Origin of the sequence: Filimonas zeae, assembly GCF_014641615.1 — a bacterium.
Lineage (GTDB): Bacteria > Bacteroidota > Bacteroidia > Chitinophagales > Chitinophagaceae > Filimonas > Filimonas zeae.
Window position 1 is genome coordinate 686,857 of record NZ_BMIB01000002.1, and the last position, 18,927, is coordinate 705,783.

The window sequence follows — 18,927 nt, forward strand, 5'->3', positions numbered from 1 at the left end:
CAACATGAACAAGTTTATTAAAAATATTATCCATTTTTCACTACGGCACCGGTACCTGGTATTTTTTTTAACAGCAGTACTGGGCGTTATAGGCTTTATCAGCTATAGAAACACGCCCATAGATACCTTCCCCGATGTAACCAATACCCAGATTATTATTATTACCCAGTGGCCGGGCCGCAGTGCGGAAGAAGTAGAAAAATTCGTTACCATTCCTATGGAAACGGTGCTTAACAGTGTACAGAAAAAAATAAACCTGCGCACCACCTCTTCCTTTGGTCTGTCTTATGTACGGCTGATATTTGACGATAATGTAGATGATGCATTTGCCCGCCAGCAGGTAATGGCGCGTATTATGAACGTAGACCTGCCCGATGGTATTAAGCCCGAAATACAGCCTCCCTACGGCCCTACCGGCGAGGTGTACCGGTATACGCTTAAAAGCAATACCCGTAATATCAGAGAGTTGTATACCATACAGGACTGGGTGCTCGACCGGCAGTTTAAATCCGTTCCCGGCATTGCCGATGTAAACTGTTTCGGCGGCGAGGAAAGAAGCTTTGAAATTGGCGTAAACCCCAACTATCTTATCAAATACGGCCTCAGTTCGCTGGATGTGTACGATGCAGTAGCCAAAAGCAATATCAACGTAGGGGGCGATGTAATTGAACGCAATGGCCAGGCCTATGTGGTACGCGGTATTGGTCTGCTAAACCGCATCGATGAAATTGAAAACGTTATCATTACCAAACAAAATGGCGTACCTATTCTGGTAAAAAATGTGGCTACCGTAAAAGAAGCCGGCAAGCCCCGCCTGGGCCAGGTAGCACTGGATAAAAACCCCGATGTAATTGAAGGTATTGTGGTAATGACCAAGGGCGAAAACACCGCGCAGGTACTGGAACGCATTCATGCCAAAGTAGAAGAACTCAATAACAACATTCTGCCCAAAGATGTAAAAATTGTTCCTTTTTACGATCGTACTACCCTCATGGAATTTGCCACCAATACCGTATTACACAACCTGGTAGAAGGCATTGTGCTGGTAACCGCCATTGTGTTGCTGTTTATGGCCGACTGGCGTACCACCGTTACCGTTAGCATTATCATTCCGCTCAGTCTGCTGTTTGCTTTTATGTGTATGCGGTTAAAAGGCATGAGCGCCAACCTGCTTTCTATGGGCGCCATTGACTTTGGTATTATCATAGATGGGGCCGTGGTAATGGTAGAGGGCCTGTTTGTGGCTATGGATCATAAAGCCCGGCAGGTGGGTATGGAAAAATTCAACAAGCTGGCCAAACTGGGCCTGTTTAAACAGGTAGGTGCAGAAATGGGTAAGGCCATCTTCTTCAGCAAGCTTATCATTATCACCTGTTTAATACCCATATTCGCTTTTCAGAAGGTAGAAGGTAAAATGTTCAGTCCGCTGGCATACACCCTCAGCTTCGCCTTGCTAGGTGCCTTATTATTCACCCTTACACTGGTACCCGCACTCAGCAGCATTCTGTTGCGCAAAAACGTGCGCGAAAAGCACAACATCGTTGTCAGCTTTTTCGAAAACGGTATCCGTAATCTGTTCGATCGTACGTATAAATACCCCAAAGCCAGCCTGCTGGTATCCATTGCTTTCATGGCGGTATCCTTCTTCAGCTTTAAGTTTCTCGGCTCCGAGTTTCTGCCCGATCTGGATGAGGGTGCCCTGTGGGTAAAAGCACAACTACCCATGAGCGCCTCTTTAAACCAGAGCCGCGAAATAGGCGATAAAATGAGCGCCATTATCCGCCGCTATCCCGAAGTAAGGCATACCCTTACCCAGGTAGGCCGCACCAACGATGGTACCGATCCCAAAGGCTTCTTTAACGTAGAAATAGGGGTAGATCTCAAACCTAAAAGCGAATGGCGTAAAGGCGTAAGCACAGAGGTATTGATAGACAGTATGAATCAGCAGCTGAGTAAAATACCCGGCCTGCTGCTCAATTACAGCCAACCCATCCGCGATAACGTAGATGAAGCAGTAGCAGGTATTCCCGCCTCCCTGGCCGTTAAGGTATTCGGCAGCGATTTTAACACGCTCGATACCCTGGCCACCCACATACAAAGTGTGCTGGGTAAAATTGAAGGCGTGGAAGATCTGGGCGTACTGCGCAATCTGGGGCAGCCCGAATTCCGCATTGGTCTTAATCAGCAGAAAATGGCCTTATACGGCATCAGCACGGCCGATGCACAGAATGTTATTGAAATGGCAGTAGGTGGCAAAGCAGCTACCCAGCTGTATGAAGGAGAACGTAAGTTTGATATCCGCATCCGTTACCAGAAAGACTTCCGCGATACGCAGGAAGAAATAGAACAACTGATGATACCCACGCAGGATGGGGTAAAAATACCGCTAAGTGAAATAGCACATATTCAAACCCTTACGGGCCCGGCTTTCGTATACCGCGATAACAACATGCGCTATATACCGGTAAAATTCAGCGTCCGCGGGCGCGATCTGGGTAGCACCATTGAAGAGGCGCAGGCCAAAGTAAACGCTGCCGTAAAACTGCCGGCGGGGTATAATATGACGTGGAATGGTGTATTCGAAAACCAGCAGCGTGCCACCAAAACCCTCAGCACCGTAGTGCCTGTGTGTCTGCTGGCCATCTTCCTCATTCTGTTTATTACGTTTGGTAATGTAAAAGATTCTATTCTTACCATACTTAACGTACCGTTTGCGTTAATAGGGGGCATTCTGGCCCTGCACATTACGCGTATGAACTTTAGTATCAGTGCCGGTATTGGTTTTATAGCCTTGTTCGGGGTGTGTATACAAAACGGAGTTATCCTCATCAGTGTATTCCGTAAAAATCTCGAAGCCAAAATGCCGCTGCATCAGGCTATACGCAATGGGGTTATCAGCCGGGTACGCCCCGTGGTAATGACGGCCCTTATGGCTGCCATTGGCCTGCTGCCTGCTGCCACCAGTCACGGCATTGGTAGCGAAACACAAAAGCCGCTGGCTATAGTTGTTATCGGAGGGCTGGTTACCTCAACCGTTTTAACATTGCTCATTTTACCTATACTGTATACCATGGTGCATCAGTTTATTCATAAAAGAAGCAACAAAAAACAATTACCCAATACGGGCATGATATAATCATAACCGTATCAACGTTTTGTGGTGCCATTTCGGTTTAGGCACTACAGTCATGTCCAAACACACGCAGGCCCTGTTCCCAGGGCCCGCCTTTTTTTCTAATCATTCTATTTTCAGCTGCTATACCTTTCTCTACTCCTCATAAATAGCCAGGGGCTGGCCCAGCGTATTAAAAACAGTCCCAAGTTCGCCCACACTATCCATGGTTTCAGCCACCATATATTTTCTGCCCTTATATAGCACGTATCCTTCGGTGGCGCCATCAAACATAGTATCTGCCACGCCTACCTGAAGATGCTCTTTGTAATACAACATAACAACAGCCTGGGCAGGAAAGTATTTCTTCAGCAGAAATACATATAAACAACACTTATCATCACAATCTCCTTCAGCCAGGCTGAGTGTATGCTCCGGGTAACTTGGGTATCCTGCATACCCAAACATATCTTCGTTATCCCCGCTTTCTATGGCAGACTGCGCAAAACGAAGCACAAAACGCATGCTGTCGGTTTTATTCTTACATACTGCAATCTTTTTATCCAGCGCCTGAAACAGGCTACTCTTAAAGCCTGCGCTTACAGGATAATTTTTATATCCATCGCCCCTGATACTCATAGGAAAATCATGGGAAAAATTGATATACCGCGGAGAATAACGAAACTCAATACTGTCTTCTGCATCCGTAGCAATATTGAAAAAGGTACAGGTCTTCCGCCGGTAATCGCTGCCGCTCAGTTCCGGAGCAGGAGCATCTAAACAGATATTTTTTCCTTTCATCAGTACCGGGGTGATATCCTGAACATCTTCATCCAACCTCACTTCCGGCGCTATTAACCTCATCCCATCCTGCTTTAAAGTAAGCGCACTATAATAAAAAGTTCCGCCTACATTCACCAATACCTGCTGAGTACCATCTTTTCTACTGGCGGTTGCGTGATTCAAGCCAGCCAACGAAAGCAAGGCAGACAATGCCTTTGCCTGTTCATTTTTCGTTTTTGCAGGTAACTGTGCCGCTACATATTTTTTTAAAAAAAGTACCGTGCTCCAGTCCCCCAGGTGAAAACTCTCCTGCCCGGTAAGCAGCATTTTTTTTACCGGGTCAGGTACCGTTCCGTTTACAAGCCCCTGCTCATCTGCAGACGATAAAACTGGTAGCACTACCATATTTCCGTAAAAATCAAAACGCGGCTGGGCATATAGGCTCCAATATGGCAATACTAAAATTGCCACCATAACTAACCATTTACACTTCATACCTTTTTAATATTTAAGTTTTCCTGATGCTCTCCAATCACCGGTTTCATAACCGCCTTCAATTTTAATCCTGTCTGCATAAAGCACAATCAAACGTTGTTGAACCAGCTTGCGTGCTTTAATTGCCCTGTCTTCCGCCAACTCGGTTGCACTTCTATATTTATAGTAGTAGTCACCGCCTTCTGGTGTACCTTCCGGAGCTTCTATATCACTACCATCATCCGCCTTCTTCAATCCCCCTTTAATAAACACAGTAACTGTTTTATTTCCGGTCAGTATCCGGTCTAATTTTCTTATCTGACGATCCAGTTTTTTACTATTATTTTTCTTATCATCCAGGTCAGAAGTACTCTTCTTAAAGTAAATCTCCAGGAGAAAATTTTTGGGTGTTACAATCTCCTTCACAGGTATAGATGGTAACTTAATGGTTTTAAGCCACGCAAATATATCCGAAATTCCACCGGTCACATTACCTACCCAACCCCAAACATCAGGTACAGCTGCTCTGCCGCCGCCATTGGTACTTTTGAACAAAGATCCGAAGTTTACCTGATCATCTTCATTTGCACCAAAAACACCTTTGTAAAAAGCTGCCAGATTATCCCCGAAACCTGCAGAATAGCTTGCCTCCGGAAACCAGGTTTCACCTAAAGCATAACCAACACCAGCACCTAAAAATGCTCCTGCTGCAACCCAAAGCCCTTTATACTGAATATTTACATTGAATACCTCTTCTATTACATACGGCATGGCTGCGCCCACTACAAGTCCTACCACCGAACCAGCTCCCCCGCCTGCATGCGTCATCCCCCCATCCTTATCTACCAGTCCTCCCGGATTATTTCCCATACCGGTATATCCACTTGCATATTGTGCATACGGGTCCACGGCCATCCACCTGCCCAGTTGTGCATCATAATCACGTAGCTGAAAATTATTCCAGCCGGTTTCAGGCTCATACTCGCTGTACAATCCCTGAAAGCCAAAACGGTTATCCAGTTTACCGTAAGCTTTGCTGCTGATAGCTGCAATCTGTAATCCATAAGGATAATAATGCTGCTCTTCCAGCAAACGGCCGCGTGTATGTCTCACCGTAAAATTATCAAACCATACATTGGTAGTACTGGTATTACTTACGTATACAAACACATAACCGTTGGCCGGCACCTTAATGCCCGCTCTTACAAGCGGAGCCTGTCCATCTCCGGCGGCAGTTACCCGTTGGGCACCGCTACCCATTCCTGATGTGGCATCGTAAGGCACTGGTTGAAAATTTTCATCCAGAAACAGCCAGTTCAGATAAGCCTTCGGTGCAGCAGAGCCTGCTATATTATTATCCGGGTTATTGGCATAAGCCAGCAGGTCTCCCGAATTAAGCAACTGAGCCTGCAGCTGGGCCACAGCATCCTTTGCTCCCGCCTCAATGGCCGGCGCACTGGTACTAAAGGCGCCTATCAGCGATTGCACTATCTGCGGCAACCCGTTATCTGTACCCGTGGGGGTTTCGTTATAAAAATAGTCCGTGCGCACATTCAGCTCGTCCCCCGCCATTACTTTCAGCAGCATGTTGGGGCCTACCGGGGTGTTTTTATTCAGCATGCTGGCTTTTTTATTACCGGCATCATTATAATGGCTGCCCCATGCCACCGGCATATCTCTGCGCGTATTCTTAACTTCATTGGCAGCAGCGGGTTCTCCCGCAGCAGTTACCTGACCAAACACGCGCTCTTCATATGCCTGGCGGGTGGTATTGCTCAGCTCCATGGTGGCCATATGATCTTCTACATGCGTTTCCTCTGTTAATATCGCACGTGTACTACCCAGGTGGTCAGTTACATAAAAATCATAAAAAGCAGCTTTCCCGTCTATCAGTAATTCCTCATTTCCACCAATAGTCAGTGCCGGCATTGCATCAGCAGCACTGCTAGCTGCCTGACTTATGCGAAGGCGGCCAGCTTCGTTACGAAAATATACCGGAACATTATCCTGTATCACCAGATCATCAAGGTAATATTTCCAAACCACTGTATTAGGGCTAACCGCTGTATTGGTAACTTTTCTTGCCAGCAAATTACCGGCAGCATCGTATACATACTGTAGGGTAGCTTTCTCCTGCCTGGTTACCTTCCAGGGTCTGTTTAGTATATTATACCTTATACCGTCTTCCCCGGCAGCCCTGATATTTTTATTCCAGTCATTTATCAGATTACCAGCGTCATCGTACGTATACTGTACGGCAGGTACTCCTGTTCCATTTACAAAATCCCCCACTGAACCATTCGCGTTGCCGGTTACTGCATCCGTTACCGCCGTTAAACGGTTGCTGTTCTCCTGTTTATCATACTGATAAGTAAGATTGTCAATCAATACAGGCGCACCCTTGCCGGGCAAATTTCCCCTATGCTGCAGTGCGGTAATGTTACCGTTTCCGTCATACGTAGCCTTCGGCATAGAGGCGTCTGTTTTATCAGCTGCCCAGATACCTGAACCGGGATTCTCTTTCTGGGTAAATAAAGCCTTACTTAAAGCGCCGGCATTGGTGTATTCATAGTTATAGCGCCTTGGTTTATTATCCCCCTGGCTTTTCCATGCATTGCCTGCAATAATACCATCATAACGGGCCGCTGAAAAAATACCATTTTCTCCATTATCATAGCCTATTATTTCGCCAAAAGCACGGCTCCATTGTGAAGATACCGACTGGTCTGTTACATAATTTTTGTTAATACCGGTAAGTGTGCCACTTACATTATAGGTTAAATCGCGGGTTTCAATACCAGCATTACTGTTGTAATCAGGCGATAATACCTGCTGCGACAGTTGCCCCAGCGCATTATAACTATAGGCCACCACGCGCTTCCAGGTATTAGTATTGTAACTTTTAGCCACCGACACTATACGACCGCCGTCATCGTATACATAAGCTGAACCTTCGTAAAAATCACGGACAGAAGTACCAGGCACATTTCTGTTTACACTAACTCCCAAACACAGCCCCGCATAATTATATTGCAAAGTAGTTACATCCATTCCCTTCAGATAATTATCTGCCAGCTGTTGTGTTTCTCTGTCCCGCTCGTCATAATAAGTGGTGGCAGTAATAAAACCATCCGTAGTATAATCTTCGTCATCAATAATCCGGTACTGAACACCTGTTTGCTTATTCAGTGTCCGCAGTGTTTTTGTCACAGGCATTACGTTCAAATCATTGGTAGCCGCAAACCGGTAGCTGCTACTGAAAGCCTTTGCCCCCGAATAAGAATAGTCATCGTAATAATGTACCTCCAATGTTGTCAGCTGGGTATTGGAGGGCATAAAATTACCTGCTACCATCACCTGTTGGCCGGTACCGGCAGGAATTGTTTTCTCAATAAATGCCTCAAACTCCGCATTCAGTTCCGACTCAAACCCAGCTTCTATCGTAATCTCCTCACCAGCTATATATTTCAGCCGCCCCTGCTCTCTCAATGCTATCCGTAGCCTTTCCAGCGCACCGCTGTTATCCGTAGCCCCAGCCGACATAGCAACAGGGGTAACCTCTTTAGCTGCCACCTGTTCCGCTAATACGGTTCTTTCCAATGCACTCACCATAAAACCTTTTATAACCGGCCGGTCCTGCTCATCGCTGAAAGTAACTTTCCAGCGTCCTCTCGCTTTATCCAGCGCACTGCGCACAAATACCGGTCTCCTCTTCCTGTCATACACAGTTTCCACCAATCCTCCTCCAGCCATACGCTGGGCCACAATATCACCATATCCATTGTAATAGTACTTATCACAAAGCTCGTCAGCAACTCCTGTAGTCATTGCCCAATTATTACCCTGTAGCCAGGCAACCGCTTTGGGTGATACAATATAACGCAGCTGATCAAAATCGTCATACACAAAATAAGTACACAGCCAGCCGGCATGTGTATTGGTTAAAGCTGTACCCGATTCCAGCTGTACTTTCTGCAACAGAATTCTGCCACGATAATCGGCGTAAGTAATGGTTTTAACTCCTTTTTCATCTTTAACCACTTCTTTTGATAATACCCCATCTCCAAACCATTCGCTGGCACCGGTATAAGGCAGGTTATTTTCACCATTGCCAATATGCCATATATGCACTTCCTCAGCGTTGGTATTAAAATCGTATAACATCTCACGCCCCCTCTCACTACCTACCTGGTTTGCGCCGGCATCCGATCGCTTGTTAACCCGCGCCAGTCCATTCTGCTCAAATCCGGTTTCCTCATAAGCATATCCCGCCCCACCATACAAATTGTTAAAGAAAAGAGCCTGGCTGGCAGGTGCATCCGGCTGAAAGGAACCATTATTGGTATTGGCCACGTAAGGCAAATACTGCCTGGGCTCGCGGCCCTTATCATCATATACGCTAAAGCTTACCACATCTTTCAGTTGCGGGCTCCCTCTCTTCACTATCGTTTGTGTCTTATTGCCAAAGCCGTCTTTATACGTTACACTTACTGTTCCGTCTGCCGGAGACAGCTGCAATACATCATCTGGCAGCTTAACTCCCTGTCGTTTTATACTCCATTCTGTAACAGAAGAAGGTGTTTGTGCAACGGAGGCATTTACCCCCAAAATCACTAACAACAATACCAACACTTTTTTCATATATATCTGTGTTTGCATTTAAACTTTAGTATACTACATCATAACCGGCTCCCGCCTGTAGTAAATATTGATTATCACAATAAACGGACGGACAGGTAGGACAGGTTCCTGTACTCTGTCCAACAAATACCCTTTTACCCAATACTACAGACCATCCACTTACTGTCCTCGAGCCCCCAAAAAGAGAGGGTACGGTAAGGCAGCCATTTCTATTCGTCCAGCTAATGGTCAGGTCACGTACCGCACAGGGTTGCTGGCGGGCTTGGTCTGCATAAAAGCGCACCACAATATCTGCATACGTCCTGCCATTCGAATAAGAATGGTTCTCATACGTGAGCTTCGCATACACATGCTCACACTTTGCTGACACATATTCACCCGGCTCCTTACAGGCACTTTCCTTACCAGCGGCGGTGTAACAATATCTCTTAATAATATCCTTATTCTCATCACGCGCCACAATTAACCGCTGCCAGCCGTCGTATTCAAAATAAGCCACCCGGTTGTTCATATCATTTTCAGCACGTTGCTTGCGGGTTCCGCCATCATAATCAAAAGTCTTCATCCGCGCATTAGCTGGCAGCAACCGCACTTCATCAATAGTAGCTGTACCTGAAATCACTACCTGTGTTTGTCCGGTAACCATGTACTGCAGCAGTACCCATCCCGGTCTGCTAAAGAGAGTAGTACCAGCAACACCGTTCACAAGTGTGCTGTTATCAGTGCTCCATAAAGTAACACGGAAAGTTTTGGAAGCATTCAATTCTGTTTTTTTTAACGTACCGGTCTGCAGGTTAAAAGCAAAAAAGCCCATAAGCCCACCTGTAGTAATACCGGTATTATTATACTGCCAGCCATCTTTATCGCTGTGTTCAAATGAGGTGTAAGCAACTTCTGCATCTGTCGCGTTTTCAACAGCCGCAGCAGGCAATAAAGTTTCCGCATCATATTTAATGGTAACACAGCTGGTGTTATTGCGCGTCCAGGTTTCAGACAACATAAAGTTCTTATATACTTTTCTGCTGTCTACAGACGCTGCTATGCCACTACCCGTTAGCCATGCAGGTAAGGTAAAGGCATCAAATTCATCCAGTTGTTCCTCAGTTATCTGTAGCGGAGCGGTAAGCGGGTAGGTTTTTACCACACTTTCCCGCATGGTAACAGCATCATATTCAGTAAGGGTTACGCCCGTTACCAGAAATACCGGAGCTGTGGCCGAAGCTCTCGTCCAGGTTAATACAGCTACTGTTCTCCGCAGCATATTGCTGCCTTTCATCTGCTGCAGAATAGTGTTTCCGGTATAAGTATCCCAATAGTCCGAAGCATAAAACATACTACTTCCGTTCCATTTACCATCACTGTTTATCCGGTACGACCGTTTAGGCAAATTATTGCTGGAATTGTACGTATGGTGTACTCTGGCAGGTTCGCTGTTTCGGCCATCAGGCAGCTTCAGGTAACGTTCGCTTTCATCTACCATAAAGTTATGACCAACCATACAATTATAGGCATCCGCCACCATCCATGAACTGTTAATGGTGCCATTGTCATACGGTTGAGGCGACATATTAAAGGCACCGGAATAATATCGTGTAGCACCATATTTTACCGACTTAAAGCTGTTGTCCAACACCTCTTTCTGGTAGTTGTAATCGTATTTTTTTTCATAAATCACCTCTCCTGCCCTGTCCAGTTTGGTAACACTTATCAAGTGTCCCAGCCGCTCCGGCTCTACCATTTGCTTACCAGAGTACGGATAATCATACTTTTCAATAGGAAATTTGTTAATATCATACGACTCCATCCATACATCCAGGCTACTCTTATACCTGTAAGCCGTTGCGGCATATTTTGTTCCATTTACAATTTCGTACTCTGTTACCTCCGACATCAGTACCGGCAGCGGGTTATAATCCCATATCACATTAGGCCCTGTTGAAATAAGCTCAAATTCAGCGGTATCGCTGCCAAACAAACTATCAATAATGCCCCCCAACACATTGGCAATCAGTTGCCCGGCCAGTTGCCCTCCTATAGAACCCAGATAGGGGGTCAGTGCCTCTGTAATAATTCTGCTGGTAAGGCTTTGCAGGGTTGCAGCGGCAGGGCTGGGGGCCATATACAAAATATACCGGCCAACAAAAGGGCGATCTCCATCCTTATTATATACCAAATGGTAAGTACGGCCAATCAAACTGGTATTAACCGATGGGCCCAGATTGGTATTGTACACTGTTCTGCTAAAACCGCTGGAAGCTACCGGATAAGGGTAACCGTAAGCTTTCGCCTGTGCCTCTCTTCCATCCAGATCCAGTAGCCTCACTTCATCCACCAATACTGCATTTCTGGGTATAGTAGCCAGGTAATCGGTACGGTATTTATAAACAGTAGTACCACGCAAAGGATTCCGGGCCGATTTCAGCAATCCGCATTTAGCCTCCTCTGTATCGTCAAAATGCCTGCCGTTATAATTAACTGGAAATAAAGTGGTGCCCCACTGCTGCGAAACCGCAATATCCATGCTCTTGTTATACAAGCCGGAAAAATCCCGTCGAAAGCTGAGGCGGCCGGGCACACAAACACCTGCATCTGCACTTTCCGCCCCTGTATAATATTCAAACTCATGCAGCTCCTCGTCCACCCCATAGGTGTCAATTACATGTACCTTCAGCAAAGCAAGTCTGTAACGATAAATATCCAGCACATCATCCCGATAATAATACCCTGCGGTTTTAATAGCATCTAACGACTGTGCAGGCACCACTGCCGCATCCAGCACTTCTTTACCCGAAAAATATCCCATATCCAAAGTAAGCCTCCGCAGCCGTGTGCTGCCTGAAAACACTTCAATCCCGCTTACAGCGGCAGCACCTGAAATATCTGCCCGCAATACCGGATTATAGTGCAATTGCACTCTTACATTATCCGGATAAACTACAGCACTTAACACCTGCGTATAAGTACTTGCATTACAAATGAGAGATGAAATACCCCTCACCAGTTGTGTTTCCGGTTTCTCCCCACGCATAGGTTCTCCTACCCTGTTCAGTATAATATCCGTTACATATTCCCAATGCTGGGTTTCATATTCAAACTGTATCTCACGCTGCGAAAAAGGCTCACGTATAGAAGTCAGCACCCATTTATTAATAACGTACTTTCCCGTGGGCTTATGCCGCTTATTTACGTTCGAAAAACGGCCCACATCGGTTACTTCATGCAATTCCTCCAGTTCGTACTTATTAAAGGTATATTCTACTCCATGTTCATCGGTTATCACAAATCCCAGTATCTTGGTTTGTATATTCTGATTGTATAAACCGCGATCTGTCTTCTCCTCCTTTATAATGTGCGTTTGCAAAAAACTGCCGTCAGTATACCTTACTGTAAAGTCCCTTCCAATCACAAAGGTTTTGGAGGCTCCGTTCAGGTTTACCATAAACATATCCTGCTCGGTATCCTCCGCAGCTTTAGGCGCAATCATATAATCAAAATGCTCTCCCTGCTTAAATCTGGCCTGAAAAGCCTGCTGCAAAGGCAGATAGTTTATGTCATACTTCTTATACAGGTACCCGTTGGGATAGTATTTCGCCAATAAACCAGCGTTGGTTTGCCCATAAATGTTATGGCTGGCTGTATAATCGTCCATGCCGTCTACTTCCGGCTCCGGATTATATTGGTCATCCGGTAAACCGTTCACCATACGTACCACCTGTCCGGCGGCTGATAAAGACCAGCCCAGTCCTACATTGGAGGCCACCTGGTTTGTTTTAATGCCCTGTCCAGAGCTATAATCCAGACTTACCGCGTGAGATAGACCACTTTTAGGATCGCTGTGCGAATATACCGGTACCGACCACACAGATGACCCGGTTTGAATATCCACCTGCGCATAACTGCGAAAACCAACCAATGCCAGCGCATTGATCATCAATACAATAAATTTGTTCATAACAGGAGAGATGATTTAGGAAATAGGGTAATAAAACGGCAGAACAGCAGAGTTTACTGAAACTGACAGGAAAGCTTTTAGCTTCAGGCGGGGAAATAGCACCGCCCTTAGCAGAAATAACAGCCGTTTCCGCATATTTTGTCTTTTAAAAAGTTTAAGGTGCAGCAAAGATAGCTAACAACGAACAACTGATGAAAAGGATTGCTAATTAGTTATTTACATCAGCTTGCTCTCTCAAAAAGGCAGAAAAGTGCTATTTTCACGTCACACCTGTACTACACATAAGTCGCTCACATACATTTCATAACAGTTTTTCTATCAAAATCTATTACACACACTGTTGTTATATATGCTCCTTTTTATTGTATTTTATCTATACTAAAATAGTATCTTAGCTATACCGATGCTTGCAACCTAACCGTTGCCTTCTTCCCTTAACCAACCTTTAAAAACATTTTAAATTAATCAAACGGTATCTCTATACATCTATAACTATACGCAAACAAACCAATAGTAACGTGGCAACTACTCCATTTTGTTCAGAAGAGCTGCTTTATAAAAAAGTAGCCTCGGGCGACCTTTCAGCACTGGGCGCTTTGTACGAAAGGAACAAAGAAGCAGTCTATTACACCTTCCTGGGCATGATTAAAGATCCGGCAACCGCCCGTGATCTTACGCAGGATAGTTTTGAAGCACTGTGGACCGGCCGGGATCATCTGCTGTATGCAGAAAAGCCGGCGGCTTATTTCCGCAAACTATGCCGCAATATGATTCTGCGGTTTATAGAAGCGCGTAACAACCAGCGGCGCATTGCTGTAAATATTGCCGACCGCCTCCCAAAGGCTGTTAATCCGTACCAGGAAATGCATGAAAACGAAACCATCAGCCTACTCAATCAAAGTATAGAGCAGCTGACTCCGCAACGGAAAGAGGTGGTGCGCAAAAAACAGGAAAAGTTCACCAACCGCGAAATAGCCGTTGAAATGAAGCTGTCGGAAGAAACCGTAAAATCGCATTTCAGCAATGCCTTAAACGATCTTCGTACTAATTTCAAATTACTGGGGGCATAACGCTTTCCGGTATTTTTCGTAAAGGTATGCATGCACAGCATACCCGGCGCCATACACAGTTTACTTTCTCGGCATCCCACGGACAAAACAAACGCATGAGAAGCTTAACTTTATTGTATGCAACAGGAGAAACAGCGTTTTCAGTATTTATGGAACGCTTTTAACAACAATACCGCTACCGAGGCGGAAACCAGAGAACTGCTGTCCCTTCTGAATCAGGAAGAGGAAACTGCCATAGATGCATTTATGGAGGAAGCGGCACAACCTTATCTGTCTCAGTCAGCTACTCCTGCATTACCCACCTGGCAGGCCATAGAACAAAGGCTGCTACAGAAAGAAGCCGCAAAAGCAAAAAGCATAACAAAAAAACGATGGCTTTGGCGCAGTGCTGCTGCCGCTGCTGTTGCTGCAGCCGTTATTACCCTGCTCACCATTACTCCCCGTACTGTTACACTTGCCGCAGATAACGCCGACCGCTATATAACGCTTTCCGATGGCAGTATCGTTATTCTGCAAAAAGGCTCTGCCCTGCGTTTCAGCAAAAAATTCGGACAATCTCAGCGCAGCGTACAACTTACGGGACAGGCCTATTTCGATGTTGCCCGCAATGCAGGCAAACCCTTTATCGTACAAACCAGTAAGGTAAACACCACTGTACTCGGCACTACTTTTTCGGTAACCGCGCTGCCCAATTCCGGACAGGTAAGCATTAACGTTACCTCCGGCAAAGTAAAAGTAGAAAGAGGCCAGCAACTGCTGCAGGTACTAGCCGCCAGCCAGGGTCTGGAAGCCAGTATTGAAGGCAATCAGTTTACCGCCTATACAACAACAGAGGAAAAAGCTACCAGCTGGCTGAATGCTGAACTCAGCTTCAACAACCTTACCTGGCAGCAAATTGCCAACCGCCTCTCCTCCCGCTTCGGCGTAACCATTCAGTTTGCCACTAACGCTATTGCTACCCTTACCGTAAGCACCACCCTTTCCGGCAACGCCACACTTTTACAAATGCTTGATATTCTTTGCGCCGCCACCGGCACCACTTACCACATCAACGGCCAACAGGTAGTCATTTCCAAAAAATAAAAATATTTTTCACCGTACCATCCCCCGTTTTCCTGGTTCAGGTATCTTATTTATATACTTTGTTTTCTGGTTAAAAACGAAGATATCTGACTAAAGCTGATTTTCTGTGTCCACAGGAAGTTTCATTAAAAACGGTACGGTTGCTAACCTATTTATTTACACCGTTCCAATTGAAAACATCCCATGCGGGGAATACATTTTGTTCCCGGGCAAATTCGTTTGCCCGGAACAAAATGTATAAACATTTTTCATTAACTTTCTATTTCATTGCTATACACAAAAAGCTTGTTGTATTTCTTTTATTCCTGCAGGCAGGAAGCAAGCATCTACGCCGCATGAAATGGAAACCTAGCCACAAGGCCAAAACACTGCTATTCATCCCATTGCTGTTGCTGGCAATGCATGCCTCCCTTTCCGTATACGCGCAAAACATCCATCAGAAAATAACACTGCAATTCAACAACATACCGCTGGCAGATGCCTTCAGTCAGCTACAAACCCAATCCGGCGTCCGCTTCACCTTCTCTCCCGCCCTGCTGCAAGCTTATACCACCGGCAATATTCCGCGTGCAGAAAAAACAGTATCCGAATGGGTGGCGCTGCTGCTACACAACCGCCCATTTGTCTATCAATATATTTCCGGGCAAATTGTTATCACCCCGCAGCAGCAACAGGCACCGCAGGTAAAAGACACTGTAATATATTATACGGTAAGTGGTTATATCCGCGACAGCATAGGCTTTCCTATAGAAGGTGCCAGTGTGCAATTGCAGGATGTACAACGCGGACAGATAACGGACAGCAACGGCCACTTCTCTATTACCCGCATTACACCCGGCAAAACCCTGCAGGTGAATGCCATAGGCTATCTTCCCTATCATCGGGTAATAAACGGCAATGGAGTATTACAGATTCTTCTGCAACGTATTGATAACAAACCGCTGGACACGGTAGCAGTCAGCACCGGTTATCAGCAACTGAATAAAGACCGCACTACCGGCTCATTTGCAGTGATGGACAACCAACTGGTGAACAGAAATATTCTCCCTAATATACTGGACAGGCTGGAGGGTATGATGAGCAGTATGCAGTTTATTAAAAACATACCGTTTGGAAGCGGCGCTAATGAGGGCACACTATCTGTTCGTGGGCGAAGCACCATTAATTCCAGTCCTCAGCCATTGATCATCATGGATAACTTCCCTTTCGATGGCGATCTGGCCAATATTAACCCTAACGATATTGAATCAGTAACCCTACTAAAAGATGCCGCAAGTGCCAGTATCTGGGGCGCCCTCAGCGGCAATGGCGTAATTGTATTCACTACTAAAAAAGGCCACTATTTTCAAAAACCACAGGTAAAGCTTTTTACCAATTATACCCTTTCTGAACAGCCTGATTTATACTATAGCCCAGCCCTTGCTCCTGCAGATTACATTGAAATAGAAACCTTTCTAATGAATAATGGGCATTACAACAACATTGCGCCCAGCACTGTCCTCTCCCCTGCTGTGGAGATTATGGTAAGAACCAAAAAGGGACTGCTCAGCAGCCTGGATTCCGCAAAAGAAATGCAGCAACTGACAACAACAGACACCAGAACAGATCTAGACAAATATTATTACCGCAAGGGCTTTAATCAGCAATACAGTCTAAGCGTGGCAGGAGGAACCTCGCACGACAACTATTATGTATCAGCCAGTTTCAATAAAAAACAGCAGGAACTAAAAAGAAATGGCATCGACAGGTATACCTTCTATGCAGCCAATAGCATCCGCATTCCCAAAACGAATCTGGAAATTTATACAGCAGCATCCCTTTCACAAAGTCTGACCAAAGCAAACAACGATAACTCCCCCATGCCCTGGCCTTATCTGGCGCTTGCTCACTCAAACAAACAGGCACTCACTATACCCTTCGGTTACGGAAGAATGTATACAGATACAGCTGGTGGCGGCAAATTAATAGATTGGAAATTCCGGCCGCTTGATCAACTTAATAATGCAAACAATACAGACCGGTTAAATGAAGGCCGTCTGAACTTCCAGGCCCGCTACCTACTAATAAAAGGCCTGCAATTATCTGCTAGCTATCAATATAGCACCAGTAACAAAAGAACCCGGAATTATTATTCTCTGGCCATGTTTGAAGCACGTAACCTTATCAATACCTATTCCCAAATCAATCCGGCTAATGGTGCAGTTAGTAATCCCATCCCTAAAGACGGAATAATGAATGAAGCAATATCAAATCTGAATTCTCACAACACCCGTCTGATGGCACAATACCAGCAAACATTTGGGAAAGAACATAGTCTTTTCTCTATCGCCGGTTATGACATACGAATGATGGATGCGCTAATTACATCCATCCGTAAATATGGATACAATTATACTACTCAAAAAGAAATCCCGGTAGATTATACTATTGCTTATCGCAATTATGTTACCGGAACAGCTTCCACTATCCCTTTTATCAACTCCCGGCAACAATTAAATAACAATTTCCTATCCTGGTTCATCAGCAACAACTATACTTTCCGTAACCGGTATTTCGCCAGTGCCAGCCTCCGCAGAGATGAGTCTAACCTGTTTGGCGCAAACATTAACAACAAAGGTGTTCCCTTATGGTCAGCAGGGTTAGGCTGGCTGATAAGTAATGAAAAATTCTATCCGCGCAACTACTGGCTGGAGGAGTTAAAACTGCGGGCTACTATGGGATATACCGGCAATGTCAACACCAGACTTTCTGCTTTTACTACCGCCTTAAGAACCAAAATAACCAACAGGTTTGGGTCTTTTTCCGGCACAGTTACTAATCCCGCTAATGCTAATCTTGGTTGGGAAAAAGTAAGAATCATAAATCTGGGTGTAGATTTTTCCATGCTCCAAAAGCGCATTTATGGCAGCTTTGAGTTTTATCAGAAAGATGGCTCTGATCTTATAGGCCCCGCAACAGCAGATCCTACAACAGGTTTCTCTACTTATACAGGTAACGCTGCCAGCACAGAAGCAAGAGGCATCGACCTTTCCCTGAATGTAATCCCGGTTAAAGGTAATATACAATGGAATATCGCTATTCTCCTCAGTTACAATAATGACAAGGTGAAAAAGTATACACGTAAACAGCCATCTGTTGCCAATTACCTCACACCAATCGAGTTAAATCCTGTGGAAGGCAAGCCGCTCTATTCATTATACAGCCTTCCTTACCTGGGGTTGAATGATCAGGGCAATCCCGTTGGTGTCTTAAATGGAGCCCGCTCTACCGACTATATAAATATTTACAATTCTCAAAATATACAAAACATCCATTATCAAGGCCCTACCAACCCAACCACCTTCGGCAGCGTCATACATAATATTAGCTGGAAACAATTTTCACTATCCTTATTTTTCACCTTTAAAACAGGCTACTTTTTCCGAAAGCCCGGTTTAAACTATTCAAGTATTATTGCAGACAACAGTGCCGGGCATCCGGAATACCGGCAACGCTGGCAAAAACCGGGAGATGAAAATTTCACAAACATACCAGCTCTGATTTATCCCTTTGATGGAAACAGAGATGACTTTTATAAAGTATCAGATGAGCTTGTAGAACGCGGAGACCATATAAGATTGCAGGACATTAAACTCACCTGGCAACCATCACGTAAAAAATTCACGATATACACTTATGTAAATAATGTCCGGATTTTATGGCGCGCTAACCGCTCTGGTATTGACCCAGACTATGTCCCTCATGGTTCTGCGCACGTCTGGGTATTCCCTGCCCTTCTTTCCTGCACCACTGGCATTAACTATAATTTTTAA

7 protein-coding genes are annotated in these 18,927 nt (G+C 45.3%); 4 read left to right on the forward strand and 3 right to left on the reverse strand.

The genetic code is table 11. From position 1 onward, the window contains the following. Positions 1-4: 4 nt before the first annotated feature. Positions 5-3,136: an efflux RND transporter permease subunit gene (locus IEY13_RS09625; RefSeq protein WP_188951763.1), complete on the forward strand. Its 3,132-nt coding sequence runs from the start codon at positions 5-7 to the stop codon at positions 3,134-3,136. A 132-nt stretch (positions 3,137-3,268) separates the two neighbouring features. On the opposite strand, the gene IEY13_RS09630 is transcribed toward IEY13_RS09625, so the two are convergent. Genes IEY13_RS09630 through IEY13_RS09640 form a run of 3 tightly spaced genes read right to left on the reverse strand, consistent with a single transcriptional unit; the run spans position 3,269 to position 12,962 of the window. After that, positions 3,269-4,369: a hypothetical protein gene (locus tag IEY13_RS09630; protein ID WP_188951764.1), complete on the reverse strand. Its 1,101-nt coding sequence runs from the start codon at positions 4,367-4,369 to the stop codon at positions 3,269-3,271. 27 nt (positions 4,370-4,396) lie between these two features. Further along, entirely contained in the window at positions 4,397-9,010 is a 4,614-nt protein-coding gene (locus tag IEY13_RS09635; protein ID WP_188951765.1) for a DUF6443 domain-containing protein, read from the reverse strand. Between the two features lie 25 nt (positions 9,011-9,035). Continuing rightward, positions 9,036-12,962, reverse strand: coding sequence for a hypothetical protein (locus IEY13_RS09640; protein ID WP_188951766.1), 3,927 nt, complete (start codon positions 12,960-12,962; stop codon positions 9,036-9,038). A 518-nt stretch (positions 12,963-13,480) separates the two neighbouring features. Between IEY13_RS09640 and IEY13_RS09645 the strand changes: the two genes are divergently transcribed. From IEY13_RS09645 to IEY13_RS09655, 3 genes are all read left to right on the forward strand, one after another. Further along, positions 13,481-14,032, forward strand: a complete 552-nt coding sequence (locus IEY13_RS09645) for an RNA polymerase sigma factor (RefSeq protein ID WP_188951767.1) — start codon at positions 13,481-13,483, stop codon at positions 14,030-14,032. Between the two features lie 117 nt (positions 14,033-14,149). Next, the gene (locus IEY13_RS09650; protein WP_188951768.1) at positions 14,150-15,115 is read left to right on the forward strand and encodes a FecR family protein; all 966 of its coding nucleotides are present in this window, start codon (positions 14,150-14,152) and stop codon (positions 15,113-15,115) included. Between the two features lie 335 nt (positions 15,116-15,450). Continuing rightward, positions 15,451-18,927: a SusC/RagA family TonB-linked outer membrane protein gene (locus tag IEY13_RS09655; RefSeq protein ID WP_188951769.1), complete on the forward strand. Its 3,477-nt coding sequence runs from the start codon at positions 15,451-15,453 to the stop codon at positions 18,925-18,927.

What these genes read in the sequence shown, in the direction of transcription:
- IEY13_RS09625 (WP_188951763.1), top strand. Translation starts at nt 5, where the DNA reads ATGAACAAGTTTATTAAAAATATTATCCATTTTTCACTACGGCACCGG.
- IEY13_RS09630 (WP_188951764.1), bottom strand. Translation starts at nt 4,369, where the DNA reads ATGGTGGCAATTTTAGTATTGCCATATTGGAGCCTATATGCCCAGCCG.
- IEY13_RS09635 (WP_188951765.1), bottom strand. Translation starts at nt 9,010, where the DNA reads ATGAAAAAAGTGTTGGTATTGTTGTTAGTGATTTTGGGGGTAAATGCC.
- IEY13_RS09640 (WP_188951766.1), bottom strand. Translation starts at nt 12,962, where the DNA reads ATGAACAAATTTATTGTATTGATGATCAATGCGCTGGCATTGGTTGGT.
- IEY13_RS09650 (WP_188951768.1), top strand. Translation starts at nt 14,150, where the DNA reads ATGCAACAGGAGAAACAGCGTTTTCAGTATTTATGGAACGCTTTTAAC.
- IEY13_RS09655 (WP_188951769.1), top strand. Translation starts at nt 15,451, where the DNA reads ATGAAATGGAAACCTAGCCACAAGGCCAAAACACTGCTATTCATCCCA.